This window comes from Pseudomonas sp. P105 (assembly GCF_032614175.1).
In the GTDB taxonomy this organism is placed as follows: Bacteria; Pseudomonadota; Gammaproteobacteria; order Pseudomonadales; family Pseudomonadaceae; genus Aquipseudomonas; species Aquipseudomonas rhizophila.
Genome location: NZ_CP126693.1, coordinates 4,359,461 through 4,376,979, shown reverse-complemented (window position 1 = coordinate 4,376,979; position 17,519 = coordinate 4,359,461). Strand labels below are relative to the sequence as shown.

Sequence of the window (17,519 nt, the reverse complement as noted above, 5' to 3'; positions counted from 1 at the left end):
GGGACGCCGTTAGACGGATACTGCCCTTGGTTTGCCTGATCCTGTTTGTGTGCAGGATCAGGCGCGACTCATCTGCAAGGCCTCGGCACGTAGCCGGGCGATGTCCTTGCTCGGCGAGGCCCCGAATAGACGGCTGTATTCGCGGCTGAACTGCGAGGGGCTTTCATAGCCCATTTTGTAGCCGATTGACGAAACGTCGCTGTTCTCCGCCAGCAGCAGCCGTCGGGCTTCCTGCAGGCGCAGCTGTTTCTGGTATTGCAGCGGGCTCATGGCGGTCACGGCTTTGAAGCGATGGTGCAATGCCGAAGGGCTGAGATTGATCATTTGTGCCAGGCTATCGATGCTCAGCGGCTCGGCATAATGGTTGTTGAGCCACTCGATTGCGCGACTGATACGGTGGGTTTGCGTGTCGGGGATGGCAATTTCGTGCAAGCGCTGGCCCTGGGCACCCCGTAGCAGGCGGTAGAAAATTTCCTGTTGGGCCAAGGGCGCGAGCGTGGCGATATCGTCCGGACTCTCCAGCAGCCGCAGCAAACGCAACACCGCATCGAGCAGCGGCGCGTCGATGCGGTCCAGGAATAGTCCTCGATCGGTCCGTTGGGCCGGTACCCCAATGGGGCTTGCGTCGGCGATCAGACGGCAGATCTGCGCCGGGTCGATATCCAGGCGAATGCACAGGTAGGGGCGTTCGGGGCTGGCTTCGATCACCTGACCCGCCAGCGGCAGGGTGACCGAGACCACCAGGTAGTTGAGCGAATCATAGACGTAGCATTCATCCGCCAGCCGAACCTCTTTGCGCCCCTGGACGATCACGCACAAACCGGGCTTGTGGATCGTGTGCAGGGCTTCGGTGGGCTGGTCGCTACGGATCAGGTGCAAGGTCTCGATGGCGGTGGGATGAACGCCGAATTCCGGGGCGAAGCGCTTCATCAGTTCCGCCAGTTCGGTGCGGCGCTGGTTGACGCCGTCCTCAGGCGTTACGTGTATGGACGTGGATACCGACATGCCGATCTATCTCCCTGGCCAAATGGGTGGACCGCGCTAGTAAAGCCGATTGTGCGCCCGGCGACCAGAGGCGGTTTTATCGCTACAGGATCGTGCAAGGGCGCAGGAGGATCCGGCTAACCCAGACACGGATCTGCTCCCTAATCTGGACCTGTCAAAACGCTCCCATCGGGGGGCCATACATCCAGACGAGGAAACCATCATGTCCGCTATTCAAAACAAAGTTGTGGTGATCACCGGCGCCAGCAGCGGTATTGGCGAAGCCGCCGCACGTTTGCTGGCCGCCCGGGGCGCACGAGTGGTGCTGGGTGCGCGACGCGTCGATCGCTTGCAGGCGCTGGTGCAGGAACTTGAAGCCGACGGCCAGCAGGCTGCTTGCAAAGCTGTGGACGTGACGCGCCGTGATGATGTGCAGAGCCTGATCGACTTCGCTGTCGAGCGATTCGGCAAGGTCGATGTGATCGTCAACAACGCCGGGGTCATGCCGCTCTCCAAACTCGAGGCGCTGAAAGTTGACGAGTGGGATCGCATGATCGACGTCAACATTCGCGGCGTACTCCACGGCATCGCCGCTGGTTTGCCTTTGATGCAACGCCAGCGCAGTGGCCAGTTCATCAACATTGCTTCCATTGGTGCCTACACGGTCAGTCCGACGGCGGCGGTGTACTGCGCCACCAAGTTCGCCGTGCGGGCGATTTCCGAGGGGTTGCGCCAGGAGGTCGGTGGTGACGTGCGGGTGACGGTGATTTCCCCTGGCGTAACCGAGTCGGAGTTGGCCGAAAGCATTTCCGATGAAGGCGGGCGCGCCGAGATGCGCGAGTTTCGCCGGATCGCCATTCCCGCCGAGGCGATTGCCCGGGCGATTGCCTACGCCATTGAACAGCCGGACGATGTGGACGTCAGCGAACTGGTGGTGCGCCCGACGGCCAGCCCATTCTGAATTGAATCGATGCGGCGGGAGACTCTCCATGTCTTGTGTGGTGAGGGGATAAAACCCCTCACCACTTTTTTTGGGGGGCCTGATTGGCGTTAATCGTTATTGCAGTGCCAATCGCGCCGCTGCCCGTTGAGTAATCTGCGACCGCACTCGAAACGACTCTGCTGCACGTCGGTTGGCTTCTGCCAACACTTGGGACGGTGCAGTGTCCGGGCCGCCGGCGGTGAACGGCGGGGCCGGGGCGTATTCAAGCTGTAGCTGGACCAGCTCGGCGGTGTCCTGGTCGAACAGTTCGGCCGCCAGGGTCAAGGCAAAATCGATCCCGGCGGTGATGCCACCACCGGTGAGCAGGTTGCCGTCGCGTACCACACGGTCCTTGACCGGTGTGGCGCCCAAGGTTTGCAGCAGACTGTGATAAGCCCAATGGGTGGTGGCCCGTTTACCCTGCAATAAACCCGCCGCGCCAAGCACCAGCGAACCGGTGCACACGGAGGTGATGTACTGCGCGTGGGCCGCCTGTTGCTTGATGAACGCCAAGGTCTGCTCATCTTCCATCAACGGCCCGACGCCGCTGCCGCCTGGGATGCAGATCACGTCGAGCTTGGGGCACTTCTCGAACGTGGTGGTCGGTAGGAGTACCAACCCGGTGCTGGCGGTGACTGGGGCCAGGTCTTTCCAGATCAGGTGCACCTTCACGTCTGGCAGCGAGGCGAGCACGTCATAAGGGCCGGTGAGGTCCAGTTGTTGAACCTGGGGGAATAACAGAAAACCGATCTGCAACGCCATGGCGCTTTCTCCTGAAGTGATGCCTGAGGGGGTGGACGGTTTAACTTTAGGCTCGTAGGCTCTGGCGTATACGCCAATAAGCCCACGAATTACGCCAATATGCCAAATCCACCGAAAACCGTTCATGTACTGGCTTTCGCCAACGTGCAGGTGCTGGATGTCACCGGGCCCTTGCAGGTTTTTGCTTCGGCCAACGACCTGGCACGCCAGCAAGGCTTGCCGTTGCCTTACGCACCCACCGTGATAGCTGCCGGTGGCGGGGCGGTGATGTCGTCGGCGGGGCTCGCGCTTATGGCCGAGCCGCTGCCGAGCGAGGGTAGCGACACATTGCTCATCGCCGGCGGTTGGGGAGTGTACGAGGCGGCGCAGGACACGGCGCTGGTGGCCTGGGTCAGGGACCATGGCCTGCGCTCGCGGCGCGTGGCGTCGGTGTGCACCGGGGCGTTCCTGCTGGCCGCCAGCGGTTGGTTGGACGGACGCCGAGTGGTCACGCACTGGACCCGTTGCGAACAACTGGCCAGGCAGCACCCGCAACTGCGGGTCGAACCCAACCCGATTTTTATCAACGACGGCCCGGTCTGGACTTCGGCGGGCGTTACGGCCGGCATCGACCTGGCGTTGGCCCTGGTGGAGGACGATTTGGGTCGCGCCATCGCCCTGGAAGTCGCCCGGCAACTGGTGGTGTTCCTCAAGCGTCCAGGCGGTCAATCGCAGTTCAGCGTGACCTTGTCACTGCAGAATCAGGGCAGTCGTTTTGACGATCTGCACGCCTGGATCGCGGAAAACCTCACCCTGGACCTGGGCTTGCCGAATCTGGCGGCAGAGGCGGGGATGAGCGAGCGCAGTTTCGTGCGTCACTACCGTGCCGACACCGGCCAGACGCCGGCGCGGGCGGTGGAGCTGATTCGTGTGGAGACCGCGCGCCGGCTGCTGGCCGACACTGCGCTGCCGATCAAGCGGGTCGCGGTGCAATGCGGCTTTGGCAGCGAAGAAACCCTGCGCCGCAGCTTCCTGCGGGCCATGGGCGTGACGCCCCAGGCGTATCGCGAGCGTTTCGCGGTCAGCCTTCAAGCAGATCCAGCAATGCCCTGAGCGTGGCCTGGGGGGCTTCCTGGGGAATGTTGTGGCCGACACCAGCGAGCACTCGACGCTCATAGACACCGCTGAAATGTTCGGCGTCTTCGTCGAACTCAGGTGCAGGCCCAACGCCGTCGTCGGCACCGCACAGGGAAATGCTCGGCACGCTGATGGCCGGTTGCGCGGTCAGTCGTTCCTCCATCCACTCCAGCGTCGGGTCGCCGGGTGCGTACATGAAGCGATGGCGGTAGGAATGAATCACCACCTCGACGAAATCCGGGTTGTCGAAGGATGGGGCACTGAGGGGATACAGCGCTGTGCCGCGTGTCCAGGTCGGTGACCACAGGCGCCAGAGCAACTGGCACAGTTCGCGCCGGTTCTGCGTCAGGCCCTCGACGCCCCGGGCGCTGTGGAAGTAATACTGGTACCACAATCTGTGCTCGGTCTCAGGGTCCAGCGGCTGAGTCGATCGGGGAATGTCCTGCATGTTATAACCATCGCCGGTCACCAGGCAGCGAACCCGTTCGGGCCACAGCGCCGCCACGATGCACGCGGCCCGCCCGCCCCAGTCGTAGCCGCACAACGCTGCTTGGGGGATGGCGAGTGCCTGCATCAGGTCCAGCAGATCCTGGGCCAGCGCCGCTTGCTGGCCGGAACGCAGGATGCTCGGGTTATTGAACCAGGTCGGGCCGTAGCCGCGCAGGTACGGCACGATGACCCAATAGCCGCGCTGGGCCAGGGCCGGTGCGACTTCATCAAAGGCCCTGGGGTCGTAAGGGAAACCGTGCAGCAGGATCACTGGGGCGCCGCTGGCGGGGCCGTGCTCTTCGTAGGCGATGCGCAGCAGAGGCGTCACCGCGAAGTTGATTCTGGGCGCCTGGTTCATGTCGGTCTCCTGCACGGCTCGGTTGCCGTTATGCGGGTTCCTGATTCACATATTTGGCCCGATCCGGCGTGAAGGTCACGATCATGTTCGTGCTGGAGCAGGTCAGGGTGCGGTCCTGGGACAGGTCGATGTCCAGGTCTTCACCGCGCAGGCCCTGCCATTGGGCCAGGTACTTGAGGCAGCCGAACTTTTCGTTTTTCTTCAGGCTGCGACTGACACCGCCTTTCCAGCCGAGCACCGGCAATTCACCGGCCAGGCAACGCTGCGCCAGCTCGGGAAACTTCAGCGCCCGGTCGCGGCCGATTTCCCAGCACTTGATCAGGCCCTTGTCCTGGCCTTCCCAGAGGTCTTCCCGGGTCAGGCCTGTTCGGGGCGGGGTGGTGATAGAGCGTTTTACATGGGTCATGTCAGATCCTTGAATCGGGTTTTGTCGGGCAGCTCCGCTGCACCCTTGAGTGCATCGATCTTAGGAGGGGTTTACAGGGCTGGCAACCTGAAACCGGCGGCAGCGATAGATGGAGAAATGTTGGTGCCCGCTTCTGTGGCGAGGGGATTTATCCCCGCTGGGCTGCGTAGCAGCCCCGAAAACGGTCAACTCGGTCTGTCTGGCAAAGTGGATTGGCCTATGGACGGGCTGCTACGCAGCCCAGCGGGGATAAATCCCCTCGCCACAAGGGTGTGGAGTTCCTACAAAAAAATAGGTGAACCGGAATTTTCCGACGAGTCGTGGCGGTTGCCGGTTCGGAAACGGCGGGGCTAGGCTGTGCCGGTCGCTGCAAAATCAGCGATCGGGTTTGGTCACCCGTCCAATGTCAGGCGCACACGCGCCAACCTCAGCATGTCGGCGCTTTTTTGTGTGCTTGTCGGTATGCTTTGCGGTGGGCTGTGCGCGGGGCACTTTCGAGTGCGCCGGGTGCCTGACTTCCCGGTTGACCAACCTGCGTATAGCCCACCACCCCTCGTTTGGTCACGAGGTGAGTGGGCTCAATTTCAAGTCAGGAGCTTCACAAATGGTCAAGATCACCCCCAACCCTCCACGCGCCGAAAACCTGTCCGCCTACACCACCCTCGACACCAAAAAACTCCGCGAAGCCGCTGACTGGGCGCTGAATGTCCACTTGTCTCCCCCAGCCAAACCCGACACCCAGGACGGCCAGATATTTTCAGTGGTCCCCGGCCTCAACACCGAATCCGTGCTGACCAGCCTCAGCGAAACCCTGGCTTCGGCCAACGCCATGGTCAGTGACCTGGCATTCGAGCTGGAAGGTTCCCGGCGGCATGTTGCGCTGGGGATTCAGCAGTTGATTGAGCTGGGTACGTTGCTGGCTGACCGTGCGTTGGATGACATTGAAGTGGCGGAGCCTACGCGATAGTCATTGCACCCTGTCCTCTGTGACGAGGGAGCTTGCTCCCGCTGGGTTGCGAAGCGACCCCCCTTGTGTCCTGGAGATTTTGCGCCTGCTGCGCAGTCGAGCGGGAGCAAGCTCCCTCGCCACAAAAGATTTATGTTCATTCACACGTGCGACTCACGGCTGCCAATGCGTTTTGTCCCCGCTCAATTTGCGGTCCAGGAAACTGGCGGCGCTGATCAGCGCCAAGTGGGTCAAGGCCTGGGGGGTGTTGCCCAGGTGGTAGCCGTGGCTGTCGAACTCCTCGGCGTACAAGCCCAGCGGGTTGGCGTAGCGCAGCAGTTGTTCGAACTCCAGCTGGGCTTTTTCCACACGGCCGGCGCGGGCCAGGCATTCGACGTACCAGAACGAACACGCGGCGAACGAGCCTTCAATGCCGCTGAGGCCGTCGACGGGGCTTTCGTCGTTGCGGTAGCGGTAGACCATGCCATCGCGCACCAGGTCTTTTTCAATGGCATCGAGGGTCGAGAGCCAGCGCGGGTCGCGGGCGCTGACGAAGCGCACAAGCGGCATCAACAGCATCGAACCGTCGAGGGCGGTGCTGCCCAGACGCTGGATGAAATGCTGTTGTTCCTCGCTCCAGAAATTTGTCCAGATGTCTTCATAGATGGCCTGGCGAGTCTGGTCCCAGCGGGCGAAAGGCGCGGGCAAGGAGCGTTTGACCGCCAGGCGGATGGCGCGATCGACAGCGACCCAGCACATCAGCCGCGAATGCAGGAAGTGGTGCTTCTCCCCGCGCATTTCCCAAATGCCCACGTCTTTGTCCTGCCAGATATCACAGACCTGATCGACCACATTGACGACGTGTTTCCAGCCCTGATGGGAAATGGCTTCGCCGTATTTGTTGACCAGGTACACCGCGTCCATCAATTCGCCGAAGATATCCAGTTGCACTTGTTTGTAGGCCAGGTTGCCGATGCGCACCGGCTTGGCATGACCAAAGCCACTGAGGTGGGGCAGCTCGACTTCTGGTAGCTCCAACCTGCCGTCCAGGCCGTACAGGATGTTGAGTTTGATCGGCTGATCGCAGCAGTCGCTGACCCGGCTCCGCAGAAAACGCATGTAGGCGTTGGCTTCTTCAACAAAGCCCAGGCGCATGAACGCGTAAACGGTGAAGGAAGCGTCGCGGATCCAGGTGTAGCGATAGTCCCAGTTGCGCTCGCCGCCACGGGTTTCCGGCAGGCCGAAGGTCGCGGCGGCAAGGATGGCGCCGTGTTTGCGTGAGGTCAGCAGTTTCAGCGCCAAGGCCGAGCGGTTGACCATTTCCCGCCAGCGCCCGCGATAGGTGGATTGGCCAATCCAGCCGCGCCAGAACGCCAGGGTTCGCTCCAGGCATATTGCGCTGATGTCATCCTGAAGCCGCGGGTCGTCAATCCCGCCCAGCAGGAACTCGGCGCTCTGGCCTTGTTCCAGCGTGAACTCGGCCACCGCCGCCCGGTCGTCCAGGGTCATGGCCTGATCGGAACACAAACGCAAGCCAGGTTGCCCCGGGGCTTCGAAGCAGATGTGATCGCCGTCACGGTGTGCGCTGGTGAGGCTGCGGGCGTAGTCGTGGCGTACCGCGCAGCGCATGCGAAACGTCGCGCTGCCGACGGTCATGCTCACTTTGCGGATCAATACCGGCAGGTCATCCTCGCTGTCGCCGATGGGCAGCAGGTCGGTGATTTCCACCACGGCGTCATCACTCAGCCAGCGGGTTTGCAGTACGTTGGTGTCAGGCAGGTAGATCTGCTGGCGACGGGCATTAGGCAGGTCCGGCGCCAGTTGAAAGATCCCCGCGTCCGGCGTGTCCAGCAGCGAGCAGAAAATCGAGGGGCTGTCGAATTCCGGCCAGCAGAAAAAGTCGACACTGCCTCGGTCATTCACCAGCGCAGCACTGCGCATGTCGCCGATGATGCCGTGGTTCTCGATGGGGCTTTGGGTTTCGTGATAGTCAGCCATTGCCGTGGAACCCCGGATAAAGGCTCATCCCGCCATCGATGAACAACGTGGTGCCTACCACGTAATCGGACAAGTCCGACGCCAGCCAGACCACCGCGTTGGCGACATCTTCCACATCGCCGATACGCCCGTAAGGAATCAGCTCCAGCAATTTCTGCTCCTGTTCGCCTTCAGTGACCTCGCGGTTGATGGCCGTGCGGATCGCGCCGGGCGCGATGCTGTTGATGCGGATGCGCTGGTGGCTGATTTCCTGGGCCAGACTCTGCATCAGCAGATGGACGCCGCCCTTGGAGGCAGCGTAGTTGATGTGACCGGCCCAGGGGATGCGCTGGTGCACTGAACTCATGTGGATGATTTTGCCGGCGGCCCGGGACACGCCCTGGCGAATGCCCTGCTGGTTGAAAATCCGCAGGGCGGCGCGAGCGCAGAGGAATTGGCCGGTCAGGTTGGTGCCGATCACGGTGTTCCAGTCCTCCAGGCTCATGTCGACGGCGGCGGCGTCTTTTTGCAGGCCGGAGTTGGCGACCAGGATGTCCAGCGTGCCAAAGGCTTCGACAGTCTGGGCGAACAGTCGCTCGACATCCGGCTCCTTCGATACATCGGCACCGACGGCGATGGCGCGTCCACCGTTGGCGTTGATTTCACGGGCCAGGTCTTGCGCCGGGCCGGCGCTGGAGTGGTAGTTGAGCACCACCGCGGCACCGGCGTCTGCCAATACCCTGGCCGCGCCTGCACCAATGCCGGAACTGGCGCCGGTGACCAGGGCAACCTGTCGGGCGAGGGATATCTGCATGGTCTAGCACCTTGAGTTGAGGGCTTTACCTGCTGACTGGTATGAGGTACGTGGAGTTCATTTGGGTGAAGCGATCTTCACAAAGGCCGCTCGCCTCAAATCAGCGCTCACCAACCCCGCCCCGAATTCACCCAGAAGTTCACTGACAACGAAGTGGACACCGACTCCACCTGATGGAACCAGCCTTCAGGCAGGAACAGCAGATCCCCGGCCTCCAGCGCCACCCGCAGGAAGGTCACGTCACGGGCGCGGGGGAAGCGCTGGTAGTCCGGCGCGTCCGGGTTGAAATCGCAACCGTCCAGGCCGCCTTGGGGCGCCGTGGACCAGGTGCCGAGGGCTTCTCGGTGATGGGGGGCGGCGAGGGTGAAGATTTTCTGGCCCCAGACCTGGGCGAACAGGTTGTCGGTGTCGTCGCGGTGCAGCGGGGTGAGGGTGCCCTTTGGGCCGATCCAGATGCGTGGCGGGATGAACAGCGACGGGTCGAAGTAGGGCGGGTAGTTGATTTGCTCCATCAATTGCGCCGGCAGGATGTTGTTGCCCATGTAGGCCGGCGGTTCACCATCGGCGCCCTTGACCGCCGGGCTGTCCAGAGAAGCAATGAAATCGGCCATGGACGTGGAGCGGAAGTCCCGCTCGGTGGAGAAGGTTTTCTTCACGTAGTCGCCGTGGCGGGTGATGCCTTGCAGCTCGGCAAAATGCACCAGGGATTCTTCGCGACTGAGCTTGAACAACGGCCAGTCCTGCAAGGCATTGCTGATGACCACCGGAATGCCATGGGGCAGGTAGCGCGCTTGAAACGCTTGCACCGACAGCTCGCTGCGCGGGCGACGTTCCACGCTGCGCTGGGTCGGCAGGCTGGCGGTGAGCTTTTCGCTGAAGCGCGGCGGGGTGGGATAACGCTTGTTCATGTCGACCTTTTCCACCGCGCCACTGCCGTGGCGGGCATGCTCGATGATCTGCGGCAACAACGTCGCCAGGCCCATGTTGCCGCCGATCTTCAGGCGTCCGCTGGCAAACAGCTCCTCGACATTGGCCAGGCCGGCCATGATCCCGAGAAAGTCCTTTTCCGCCACTTCAATGGTCACGTCGGGGCTGCTGTGCCGACCGGCCTGGGTGCGGCTGCTGGCTCTGACCTCGGACCAGTACGTCTGCTGGGGGCCGAACACGAATTGGAAAACACCTTCGATACCAACGGCGCCCGCGTTGGCGAACAGTTTGCCCAGAATGGTTTGCAGGTCCACGGCGGTCACTCTTGTGGGTTTTGGTCTGAGCAGGTAACGAGGGCCGGGACCGGAAATTTAACCCGCGCTGCTTCGTTTAGCGGGTCGCGACCATGAACACACGGGGGAAGGGCAGCAGTACCGTTCCATCGTCCATGGCCGGATAAGCCTGTTCAACGGCGTTGAGATACTGTTGCAGGTATTGCCCGCGTTGCACCTCATCCAGCGGGTCGAGAAACGGCCGCAAGCCGCTGCCCTTGAACCACTCCACCACGCCGGCGGCGCCCCCGGCCAGCGGGTGATGGTAGGTGGTGCGCCACACATCGACGCGGGTGCAATGGGGCTTGAGGATCGAGTAGTACAGGCTGGCATCGGCCACTTCCGTGCGCGTATCGGCGGCTCCGGCCAGTTGGCTGGCCCAGGGCCCATTGGCGGCGATTTCCCGCATCAAGCGGTGGGACGGCTGGTGCAGGGTGTCGGGCATCTGGATCGCCAGGTTGCCACCCTCGGCCAGTTTGCTGACCAGTGACGGCAGCAGGGTTGCGTGGTCAGGCAGCCATTGCAGCACCGCGTTGGCGAAGATCACATCGAAGGGGCCGGGTTCGTCCCATTGGCCGATGTCTGCGGTGTCGAAGGCCACTTCGGGCAGGCGCTGGCGGGCGGCCTGTATCATGTCGCTGGAACTGTCCAGGCCACGCACCGTTGCCCCGGGAAAGTGCTCCACCAATAATTCTGTGGAATTGCCGGGGCCGCACCCCAGGTCGATCACCGAGCGCGCCTGCCCCGGCGGGATGGCCGCCAGCAGGTCCCGGGCCGGACGGGTGCGTTCCTGTTCAAACGTGACGTATTGCTTGGCAGACCAGGTCATGGCGTTCTCCTTTGCGATGGGCGAGCCGAGATGCCGCCAGTATAGGGGGCGTGTGAGGCCATGGGGCAGGTACGGCGACACTGACTAATTCAGACTGTCGCCAGTTCGTTATCTTCCATACACAACTGATCGGAGAAAACCGCGGTGACTCAACTGACCTTGCTATGCCTGCCGTATTCCGGCGCCAGCGCCATGGTTTACAGCCGCTGGCGGCGCAAGGTGCCGCAATGGCTGCAGGTGCAGCCGGTTGAGCTGCCAGGGCGCGGGGCGCGTTTCGGCGAGCCGCTGCACACCGACATGGGCCCGCTGGCGATGCAACTGGCCCGGGAACTGCGCCCCACGCTCCAGGCCCCTTATGCGCTGTTCGGCCACAGCCTGGGCGCATTGCTGGCCTGCGAAATCGCCCATGCCTTGCGTGAGCTGGGCTGCCCGGAACCGGTAGCGCTGTTCGCCTCGGGCACCGCGGCGCCGACGATGCGCGCCGATTACGACCGCGGTTTTGCCACACCGAAAACCGATACTGAATTGATCGAACAACTGCGCACCCTCAATGGCACCAGCGAAGAAGTCCTGGCCAATGAAGAATTGATGGCCCTGACCTTGCCTGTGCTGCGGGCGGATTTTCTTCTGTGCGGGCGCTTCCAGCCGCGAACCCGAACGCCGCTCAAATGCCCGGTGCACGTGCTCGGCGGCACCACCGACAAGGCCAGCACCGAGCAACTGATCGGCTGGAGCCGGGAAACCTCCGGCAGCTTTTCGGTGGACATGCTGGCGGGCGGGCACTTTTTTATCCATGAGCACGAGGCCAGGGTGCTGCGCCTGATCAAGGATCAGTTGAGCGTGCATCATCGACGGCATGGGTTAGCAATCAGCGCCTGATGCTCTGATTCACAAACAATCTGCTTTTGTGGCGAGGGAGCTTGCTCCCGCTGCGTTGCGAAGCGACCCCTACCAGGCGTCGGTTCTTTTGCGGCCGGGAGCTTCTGCGACTGCTGCGCAGTCGAGCGGGAGCAAGCTCCCTCGCCACGGATTTCCCTCTTTCCTGACCTCTATTCTCAAGCGCTAATTTTTCCGGTCTGCATTCGTTTTATAGGGACGACATGCCTTTGTGCCTTGTGCCCACTGATTCCGGATACCCAGAAATGAATGCTGAAGACGCCTTGAAACTTGCTCGCCGGTTTATCGGGTTGCCCCTGGACAAGCGCCGGATGTTCCTGGCGGCGCTGGACAAGGAGGGCGTCGAGTTCAGCGGTTTCCCCATCCCCCAGGGCGTTGAAGCCGAAGATCGCCAAGCCTTGTCCTACGCCCAGCAGCGCATGTGGTTCCTCTGGCAACTGGAGCCCGGTAGCGCGGCCTACAACCTGCCGGGGGCGGTGCGGCTCAAGGGCGCATTGAGCCTGACGGCGCTGGAGCAGGCCTTCGCCAGCCTCGTCGCGCGTCACGAAACCCTGCGTACGGTGTTCCAGCGTCAGGCGGACGATAGCCTGTTGCAAGTGCCGACCTGCGCGCCGCTGCTGATCGAGCAACAGGATTTCAGTGCCTTGCCGGTCGCCGAGCGCGAACGGGCGGTGGCCGAGGCGGCGCAGCAACAGTCACTGCTGCCGTTCGATCTGGCGGTCGGGCCGCTGCTGCGGGTCAAGCTGCTCAAGCTCGACGAGCAGGAACACGTGCTGTTGCTGACCTTGCACCACATCGTCTCCGACGGCTGGTCGATGAACGTGCTGATCGACGAATTCATCCGCTGCTACGACGCCCATGAAGCGGGGCAGTCGCCGCAACTCGCGCCGCTGCCGATCCAGTACAGCGACTACGCCCTGTGGCAGCGCCGCTGGCTCGAAGCGGGCGAGCAGGCGCGGCAACTCGAGTATTGGCAGGCGCAACTGGGCAGCGAGCATCCGGTGCTCGAGCTGCCGACCGATCACTCGCGCCCGGCCATGCCGAGCTATCGCGGCAGCCGTCATGAGTTTGCCATCGATGCCGCTTTGGCGGAGCAACTGCGCAGCACCGCCCAGCAGCATGGCATCACGCTGTTCATGCTGTTGCTCGGCGCGTTCAACGTGCTGTTGCATCGCTACAGCGGCCAGTCCGATATCCGCGTCGGTGTGCCGATCGCCAGCCGCAATCGCGATGAAATCGAAGGCCTGATCGGCTTCTTCGTCAACACCCAGGTGCTGCGCACCGAACTGGACGGGCAGACGCGGGTTGCCGATTTGCTGCGCGCAGTCAAAGAGACCGCGCTCGGTGCCCAGGCCCATCAGGACCTGCCATTCGAGCGTCTGGTCGAAGCCTTGAAGCTGGAGCGCAGCCTCAGCCATACGCCGCTGTTCCAGGTGATGTACAACCATCAGCCGCACGTAGCCGACCTCACCACGGTCAGCACCGCGTCCGGGTTGGAACTCGGCATGCTCGACTGGCAGGGTCGCACCACCCAGTTCGACCTGACCCTGGACACCTACGAAAAGGCCGGCAAGCTGCACGCCGCGCTGACGTACGCCAACGACCTGTTCGAAGCGCCAACCATCGCGCGCATGGCCCGGCATTGGTTGCGTTTGCTGGCGGCGATGGTCGCCGATCCGTCGCAACGCATCGGCGAATTGCCGCTGCTCGACGCCGATGAGCACAAAACCCTGGTGCACGGTGGCAATGCCACGGCCCAACGCTATCCGACCGACCGCTGCATGCATCACCTGATTGAAGCCCAGGTGACGCGCACCCCGGAGGCTCCGGCGTTGTTGTTTGGCGAACAAAGCCTGAGCTACGCGCAACTCGATGCCCGCGCCAACCGCCTGGCCCATTTGCTGCGTGAGCGCGGTGTGCGGCCGGACACGCTGGTGGGGATCTGCGTCGAGCGTTCGGTGGAAATGGTGGTCGGTCTGCTGGCGATTCACAAGGCCGGCGGCGCCTATGTGCCGCTGGACCCGGAGTACCCGCAGGATCGCCTGGCCTACATGATCGAAGACAGCGGCATCGCCTTGCTGCTGACCCAGCGCTCGCTGGCGGCGGAGCTGCCAACCGATGGCGTCAGCGTGATTTTGCTCGATCAGCCGAGCGGCTGGCTCGACGGTTACAGCGAGCGTCGCCCCGAGGTGACGGTTGATCCGTTGAGTCTGGCCTATGTGATCTACACCTCCGGTTCCACTGGCAGACCCAAGGGCGCGGGCAACAGTCACGCGGCACTGGTCAACCGTGTGTGCTGGATGCAGCAGGCGTACGGCCTGGATGACAGCGATGCGGTGTTGCAAAAAACACCGTTCAGCTTCGACGTGTCGGTGTGGGAATTCTTCTGGCCGCTGATGGCTGGTGCGTGTCTGGTGGTGGCTGCGCCGGGTGCGCATCGCGACCCGCTGCAACTGATCGATATCATCAACCGTTACCGCATCAGCACGCTGCACTTCGTGCCGTCGATGCTGCAGGCGTTTATCCATGAACCGGGCGTGCAAACCTGTGAAGGGTTAAGGCGCATCGTCTGCAGCGGCGAAGCCTTGCCGCTGGATGCGCAGAAACAGGTCTTCGCCAAACTGCCGAACGCCAGCCTCTACAACCTGTACGGGCCGACCGAAGCGGCCATCGACGTGACCCACTGGACATGCGTCGACGAAGGTGCCGATTGCGTACCGATCGGTCGGCCGATCGCCAACCTGCGCACCCACGTGCTCGACGCCCAATTGGCGCCGGTGCCGTACGGCGTGCCTGGCGAGTTGTACCTGGGCGGGGCGGGGCTGGCGCGCAGTTATCACCAGCGCCCGGCGCTGACCGCCGAGCGTTTTGTGCCGTGCCCCTTCCATGACGGCGCGCGCCTGTACCGCACCGGCGACCGGGTGCGCCAGCGTGCCGACGGGGTGATCGAATACCTTGGCCGCCTCGACCATCAGGTCAAGCTGCGTGGCCTGCGCATCGAATTGGGCGAAATCGAAACCCGCCTGATGCAGCACCCACTGGTGCGCGAGGCGGTGGTGTTGGTGCAGGACGGCAAGCATCTGGTGGGTTATCTGGTGCTGGAAAACACCCACCCGCACGAGCAGTGGCAGCAGGACCTCAAAGCGTGGCTGCTGGGCAGTCTGCCGGAATACATGGTGCCGACCTACCTGATGCCGTTGGCCAGATTACCGGTCACTGCCAACGGCAAACTGGACCGCAAGGCCCTGCCGCAACCGGATGCGGCGCCGCAGCAGGCGTTCGTCGCGCCGCAGGATGCGCTGCAGATCGCGCTGGCTGAAATATGGCAGGACGTACTCGGGCTGGAGCGGGTCGGCCTCGAAGACAATTTCTTCGAGCTGGGCGGTGATTCGATCATCTCCATTCAAGTGGTGAGCCGTGCGCGACAGGTCGGTATCGGCATCAATCCGCGTGATCTGTTCCAGTACCAGACCGTGCGCAGCCTGGCCCTGATCGCCAGCCTCGACCATCACAGTGCGGTGGATCAGGGGCCCATCACCGGCGCGGTTCTCCTCGGGCCGATCCAGCAGCAGTTTTTCTCGCGGCCGATGAACGCCCGTGAGCACTGGAACCAGTCGCTGCTGCTGACCGCTCGCGAGCCCTTGAATGGGCAATGGCTCGATGCGGCGCTGACGTGCGTGATCAATCATCACGATGCCCTGCGCCTGCGCTTTGTGCCGGGCGCGGACGGCTGGCAGCAGAGCCACGGACCGCTGCGGCAAAGCGCTGATCTGTGGTTGCGCGATGCCCAATCCGCCGAGCAACTGAATGCGCTGTGCGACGAGGCGCAGCGCAGCCTCTCCCTGCAAGAAGGGCCGCTGTTGCGCGCCATGTTGGTGAATCTGGCCGACGGCAGTCAGCGGCTGGCGCTGGTCATCCATCACCTGGTGGTAGACGGTGTGTCGTGGCGGGTGTTGCTGGAAGATTTGCAGCAGGCTTACGAACAACTGGCGGCGGGTGGCGGCGTGACCTTGCCGGCCAAGACCAGCGCATTCCAGAGCTGGACCGCGCGTCTGAACGCCGAAGCGCCGCGCTTCGACGATCAGTTGGCCTACTGGAAAGCCCAGCACCAAGGCGCGCTGGATCTGCCGTGTGATCGGCCCCAAGGCAGCCTGGAAAATGCCCACGGCGCGAAGATCGAATGGCGTCTGGATGCCGAACTGACCCGACAATTGCTGCAGCGGGCACCTGCTGCGTATCGCACCCAGGTCAACGATCTGCTGCTGACCGCGCTGGCCCGTACCATCAGTCACTGGAGCGGGCAGCCGGACACGCTGATCGAACTGGAAGGTCATGGCCGTGAAGCGCTGTTCGATGACATCGACCTGACCCGGACGGTGGGTTGGTTCACCAGCCTGTTCGCGGTGAAGCTGACGGCCAGCGACGATCTCGGTGGGTCGATCAAGGCGATCAAGGAACACCTGCGCGGCGTCCCGGACAAAGGCCTGGGTTATGGCGTGCTGCGTTATTTGGCGGCACCTTCGGTGCGCGCCGAACTGGCGGATCTGGCGCCACCGCGCATCACGTTCAACTATCTCGGCCAGTTCGACCGGCAGTTCGATGAGGCGGCGTTGTTCGTGCCCTCCAGCGAAGGCAGTGGCGTCGCCCAGGACCCGACGGCACCCCTGGCCAACTGGATGACCGTGGAAGGTCAGGTCTATGGCGGCGAACTGGCGATGAGCTGGGGTTTCAGCCGTGAGATGTTCGACCACGCGACCGTGCAGCAACTGGTCGATCGATACGCCATGGAGCTCAAGGCGCTGATCGAACATTGCGCCAACCTGGTCACGCCGCAAGCCACACCGTCGGATTTCCCGATGGCGTCTGTCACTCAGGCGCAACTCGACGAGCTACCGGTGCCGGCCGGCCAGCTCGACGATCTCTATCCACTGTCGCCGATGCAGCAGGGGCTGTTGTTCCACACCCTCTACGAGCAGGCCGCCGGCGAGTACGTCAACCAGTTGCGGGTGGACGTGCAAAGCCTGGACACCGAACGTTTCCGCGCCGCTTGGCAAGCCACCGTCGATGCGCAGGACATCTTGCGCAGCGGCTTCGTCTGGCAGGGGCAATTGCAGCAGCCGCTGCAGATCGTCCACAAAAAGGTGCAATTGCCGTTCACGGTGCTGGACTGGCGCGAGCATCGCGATCCGTCGCAGGCCCTTGCCGCGCTGGCCGATAGCGAGCGCGCGCAAGGTTTCGATCTGAGCCAGGCGCCGCTGTTGCGCCTGGTGCTGGTGCAGACCGGCGCCGGGCAATGGCATTTGATCTACACCTATCACCACATCTTGATGGACGGCTGGAGCAATTCGCAGCTGCTCGGTGAGGTGATGCAACGCTACAGCGGCCGCACGTCGGCCAGCGCCAACGGGCGCTATCGCGATTACATCGCCTGGCTGCAACGTCAGGACGGGCAATTGAGCGAGGCGTTCTGGAGCGCTCAAATGGCGACTTTGCAGGAGCCGACCCGCTTGGCGCGAGTGATGTCCGCCAGCGAAATCCACAGCGGTCATGGCGATCACTTCCAGACCCTGGACGTCCCGCGCACCCAGGCCCTGGAACAGTTTGCCCGCCAGCAGAAAGTCACCCTCAATACCCTGGTGCAAGCAGCGTGGCTGTTGTTGCTGCAACGCTATACCGGTCACGACTGCGTGGCCTTTGGTG

At 63.0% G+C, this 17,519-nt stretch carries 13 protein-coding genes (1 of these 13 cut by a window edge); 5 read left to right on the top strand and 8 right to left on the bottom strand.

Features of this window, described 5'->3' with window-relative positions; all coding sequences use genetic code 11:
- Positions 1-57 precede the first annotated feature (57 nt).
- A complete protein-coding gene (locus QOM08_RS19480; protein ID WP_076383875.1) occupies positions 58-1,005 on the bottom strand; it encodes an AraC family transcriptional regulator in 948 nt (315 codons plus the stop codon).
- 202 nt (positions 1,006-1,207) lie between these two features.
- On the opposite strand from QOM08_RS19480, the gene QOM08_RS19475 reads away from it, so the two are divergent.
- A complete protein-coding gene (locus QOM08_RS19475) occupies positions 1,208-1,945 on the top strand; it encodes an SDR family oxidoreductase (RefSeq protein ID WP_047230449.1) in 738 nt (245 codons plus the stop codon).
- A 96-nt stretch (positions 1,946-2,041) separates the two neighbouring features.
- On the opposite strand, the gene inhA is transcribed toward QOM08_RS19475, so the two are convergent.
- Entirely contained in the window at positions 2,042-2,728 is a 687-nt protein-coding gene (gene inhA, locus QOM08_RS19470; protein ID WP_316912020.1) for an isonitrile hydratase, read from the bottom strand.
- Between the two features lie 99 nt (positions 2,729-2,827).
- Between inhA and QOM08_RS19465 the strand changes: the two genes are divergently transcribed.
- The gene (locus QOM08_RS19465; protein ID WP_316912019.1) at positions 2,828-3,820 is read left to right on the top strand and encodes a GlxA family transcriptional regulator; all 993 of its coding nucleotides are present in this window, start codon (positions 2,828-2,830) and stop codon (positions 3,818-3,820) included.
- On the opposite strand, the gene QOM08_RS19460 is transcribed toward QOM08_RS19465, so the two are convergent.
- Both QOM08_RS19460 and QOM08_RS19455 read right to left on the bottom strand, forming a co-directional pair.
- Complete coding sequence (locus QOM08_RS19460; RefSeq protein WP_316912018.1) at positions 3,789-4,691, bottom strand: alpha/beta hydrolase; 903 nt, start codon at positions 4,689-4,691, stop codon at positions 3,789-3,791. The two genes, QOM08_RS19465 and QOM08_RS19460, sit on opposite strands and share 32 nt — an antisense overlap.
- Before the next feature lie 28 nt (positions 4,692-4,719).
- Positions 4,720-5,097, bottom strand: coding sequence for a hypothetical protein (locus QOM08_RS19455; protein WP_139049520.1), 378 nt, complete (start codon positions 5,095-5,097; stop codon positions 4,720-4,722).
- A 604-nt stretch (positions 5,098-5,701) separates the two neighbouring features.
- Between QOM08_RS19455 and QOM08_RS19450 the strand changes: the two genes are divergently transcribed.
- Complete coding sequence (locus QOM08_RS19450; RefSeq protein WP_316912017.1) at positions 5,702-6,064, top strand: DUF6124 family protein; 363 nt, start codon at positions 5,702-5,704, stop codon at positions 6,062-6,064.
- Between the two features lie 153 nt (positions 6,065-6,217).
- Here QOM08_RS19450 and QOM08_RS19445 read toward each other — a convergent pair whose 3' ends face one another.
- The 4 genes from QOM08_RS19445 to tam all read right to left on the bottom strand — a co-directional run bounded on the left by QOM08_RS19445 (position 6,218) and on the right by tam (position 10,922).
- On the bottom strand, positions 6,218-8,041 hold the full coding sequence (locus QOM08_RS19445) for a glycoside hydrolase family 15 protein (protein WP_139049522.1): 1,824 nt from the start codon (positions 8,039-8,041) through the stop codon (positions 6,218-6,220).
- Positions 8,034-8,834, bottom strand: coding sequence for an SDR family oxidoreductase (locus QOM08_RS19440; protein WP_316912016.1), 801 nt, complete (start codon positions 8,832-8,834; stop codon positions 8,034-8,036). Before QOM08_RS19440 ends, QOM08_RS19445 begins: the two co-directional genes overlap by 8 nt.
- Before the next feature lie 107 nt (positions 8,835-8,941).
- The gene (locus QOM08_RS19435) at positions 8,942-10,075 is read right to left on the bottom strand and encodes a cupin-like domain-containing protein (RefSeq protein WP_316912015.1); all 1,134 of its coding nucleotides are present in this window, start codon (positions 10,073-10,075) and stop codon (positions 8,942-8,944) included.
- A 76-nt stretch (positions 10,076-10,151) separates the two neighbouring features.
- Complete coding sequence (gene tam, locus QOM08_RS19430; RefSeq protein WP_047230458.1) at positions 10,152-10,922, bottom strand: trans-aconitate 2-methyltransferase; 771 nt, start codon at positions 10,920-10,922, stop codon at positions 10,152-10,154.
- 144 nt (positions 10,923-11,066) lie between these two features.
- Between tam and QOM08_RS19425 the strand changes: the two genes are divergently transcribed.
- A complete protein-coding gene (locus QOM08_RS19425) occupies positions 11,067-11,801 on the top strand; it encodes a thioesterase II family protein (RefSeq protein ID WP_316912014.1) in 735 nt (244 codons plus the stop codon).
- Between the two features lie 263 nt (positions 11,802-12,064).
- Positions 12,065-17,519, top strand: partial view of a non-ribosomal peptide synthase/polyketide synthase gene (locus QOM08_RS19420; protein ID WP_316912013.1) — the beginning only. It continues 6,896 nt past the right edge of the window; the window shows 5,455 of its 12,351 coding nt (coding positions 1-5,455); the start codon lies at positions 12,065-12,067; the stop codon falls past the right edge of the window.